At 35.9% G+C, this 2,977-nt stretch carries 4 protein-coding genes and 2 pseudogenes; all 6 read left to right on the top strand.

All coding sequences use genetic code 11. The features are described 5' to 3' along the window. Window positions 1-681 (top strand): class I SAM-dependent methyltransferase (locus K0R93_RS19080; protein WP_300304969.1); only part of this gene is annotated, 681 nt, incomplete at its 5' end. Between the two features lie 9 nt (window positions 682-690). Then, on the top strand, window positions 691-1,719 hold the full coding sequence (locus K0R93_RS19075; protein ID WP_300304967.1) for a histidine phosphatase family protein: 1,029 nt from the start codon (window positions 691-693) through the stop codon (window positions 1,717-1,719). 28 nt (window positions 1,720-1,747) lie between these two features. Next, window positions 1,748-2,194, top strand: a complete 447-nt coding sequence (locus tag K0R93_RS19070; protein WP_300304965.1) for a GNAT family N-acetyltransferase — start codon at window positions 1,748-1,750, stop codon at window positions 2,192-2,194. Further along, window positions 2,191-2,568, top strand: a pseudogene (locus tag K0R93_RS19065) (GNAT family N-acetyltransferase); the annotation flags it as partial. The gene K0R93_RS19070 and the pseudogene K0R93_RS19065, both read left to right, overlap by 4 nt. Window positions 2,569-2,610: 42 nt before the next feature. Continuing rightward, window positions 2,611-2,818: pseudogene (gene tnpA, locus K0R93_RS19060) on the top strand (IS200/IS605 family transposase); the annotation flags it as partial. 2 nt (window positions 2,819-2,820) lie between these two features. Further along, on the top strand, window positions 2,821-2,977 hold a 157-nt coding region (locus K0R93_RS19055), incomplete at its 3' end, for a helix-turn-helix domain-containing protein (protein ID WP_300304971.1).

Below are 2,977 nucleotides of genomic sequence, written 5' to 3'. Positions count from 1 at the left end.
GCCGGATGTGGAGCAGGAAGGTATAGCATAGAATTTGCAAAAAGAGGCTGTCAGGTCACGCTATTTGACATCTCTGATGAGCAGCTGAAAATTGCAGAAAATAAAATTGAAGAAGCAAATGTGCGAGATAAAATTGATGAAATTGTACGAGGTGATATCAGAGAATTATCACATTTCGCTGATGGACAATTTGATATAGTTGTATGTTACGGCGCTCCGCTATCCTATGTTCTTGATAATAGAGAGAAAGCAATAAAGGAATTCCACCGTGTTCTTAAAAAGGAAGGCAGTCTGTTTGTCAGTGTGAATAATAAGTGGGGCATATTGAAAATGCTTCTTGGAAATCAATATCCTGATTTCTTTAGCAACCCGGAATATTGGTATATAGATAAAGTTATGAGCACCGGTGATTTACCCAAACATGAAAAGGTCAATCAGCCGGCAAGACACTTCTTTGAAGCAGCTGAACTGGACAAGTTATTAACACAAAATGGATTTCAATCAATTATCCTTGGAGGCAGCCCATGTTTAAGCTGTGGCAATAATCATTCTGTTGAGGAAATGGGCAAGGATGAAACAGCATTTCAAACGATTATGCAAATTGAATTGGCTACGTATATGAAACCAACTATGGTTGATAACGGGGAGTTCTTACTTGCGAAAGGGGTACGGAGGGAATAAAAACTACAGATGACAACAGTATATTTTGTTCGGCATGCTGAGCCGGATTACACGAACCATAATGATTTGGAACGACCGTTAACGATAAAAGGCAAAGAAGATAGCAAGTTAGTGACGGATTATTTTAGCGATAAAGGTATTGAGATCGTATTGTCTAGTCCTTATTTAAGGGCTGTTGAGACTGTAAAAGATTTTGCCGACTCATTTGGTCATACAATAATTACTGTCGAAGATTTTCGTGAAAGAAAAGTTGACAGTGAATGGATAGAAGATTTTAATCGATTTACAGAGCAACAATGGAGTGATTTCGATTATAAGCTTACTGATGGTGAATGTTTACATGAAGTTCAAATACGAAATGTGGATGCTCTGATGCAGGTAATAAAAGAGTACTCGGATAAAAATATAGTAATCGGAAGTCATGGAACGGCATTAAGTACTATAATTAATTATTTTGAACCATCATTTGGATTCAATGATTTTCAAAGAATTCGTACAATAATGCCTTGGATAGTGAAATTTACATTTCAAGGAGATGAATTGGTACATATAGAAGAAATCGATGTATTTGACAGAACTAAAATCCGGAAAGCAGTAGGAGCTATAATTATCAAAGCTTCAAATAAGGTTCTCCTGGTGCATAAAGCAAATATTTGCAATAGTAAGGATGGAAATATCAAGGCAGCTTCTTGGGACTTTATAAAAGGTGGAGTCAAAAATAATGAAACTATGCTAGATGCATTAAAGCGTGAAATCTTTGAAGAATCTGGAATAGAACACTTTGTTATAAAGAAAGAATTTGATGATAAGATATGTTTTGAGTTTCCATATGATTTAAGGGATGTCATCGGATATGATAAGCAGGAGACAACAATGTTTCTTGTACAGATTGATGAGCAACCGGATGACTTTAGATGTACGGATGATGAGATTGATGGGTATGACTTTGTTGATATTGATAGTGTTTCAGAAAAATTGTCACAGGAGGAAACTCAGGGGTTTTGGAACAATATTATGAAGAATATTAATAAGAATTAGTATATCTGATAGAAGGGGATGGAATAAAATGCTTTTATATTCAATAAAATCTGGAAGAGAAGCAATGCAAATTGATGATATTAAAAAGCTGCTAGAACAGACTTACTGGGCAGACAAACGTGATATTGGAATAATTAAAAAATCTATTGATAATTCATTGTGCTATGGTGCATTTCTGAAAGAAGGCGGTAAGCAAATAGGATTTTCACGCGTAATCACAGATTATGCAACAACCTATTATATCTGTGATGTGATTGTAGATGAACAGCATCGAGGCTTGGGAATAGGAAAAACAATGCTGGATGCAATACATGACAATAAAGAAGTATCTTCATTACGAGGAATTCTGGTTACTCGCGATGCACATGACTTTTATCGAAAATATGGATTTCAAGAAGGTGGAAATCTCTATATGGGGAAAGCTAGAGAAGAGGTTTCAGAGTCATCTGTTTTGAAGGTTAAGGTAGATGAATGATAATTAAGCCGGCGGATATAAACTCTTTTGAAGCAAGAACTTTAATCGATGAGTTATCAGATGAACTTCAGACCATAACCGGAAATAGTGGGCGAGCAAGTTTTCATGATACAGACATAAAGAACCCACGGTCATTATTTGTGGTAGCGATGGAAGAAGACGCCGCGGTTGGATGTGGAGCGTTCCGAGAATTATCGGTAGATACTGCGGAAGTTAAACGAATGTTTTCCACGAAAAAATCAGTTGGGGTAGGTGGTAAAATCCTTACTTATCTGGAGGAACAGGCGAAGGAATTTGGATACAGCAGAATTGTCTTGGAAACAAGAAAGTGCAATGAAAAGGCGGTCTCCTTTTATCAGCATCACGGATATAGAGTAATAAAAAATTATGGAAAGTATGTAGAGATGCCAGAGGCTAAGGCTCATCCTAACAGCGAGATATCAAAATTCATAAATGCTTATAAATCCGCAAGCAGTAGACTTATCAAGAAAGAATTTTCTCACATAAAAAAATACTAAGGAAAGAAATGTTCTGGAGCAAATCATTTTATCTACTGACTACTGGTGGTGCAACAATAGATATCATTAAAAATATATTGAAAATCAAGGACTAAAGGAAAAATAATTATGGTAAAGAACAAGGCTTACAAGTTCAGATTATATCCGAATGAAGAACAAAAGGTGCTATTTTCTAAGACCTTTGGTTGTGTTCGCTTTGTCTATAACCATTATCTTGCTATGCGCAAAACCGCCTATGATACTGAAAAGAAAAGCATTACATATA

Source organism: Anaerosolibacter sp. (genome assembly GCF_029240175.1).
In the GTDB taxonomy this organism is placed as follows: domain Bacteria; phylum Bacillota; class Clostridia; order Peptostreptococcales; family Thermotaleaceae; genus Anaerosolibacter.
Note: the sequence above shows the minus strand (reverse complement) of the source record. Positions and strands in the feature narration are given on the sequence as shown.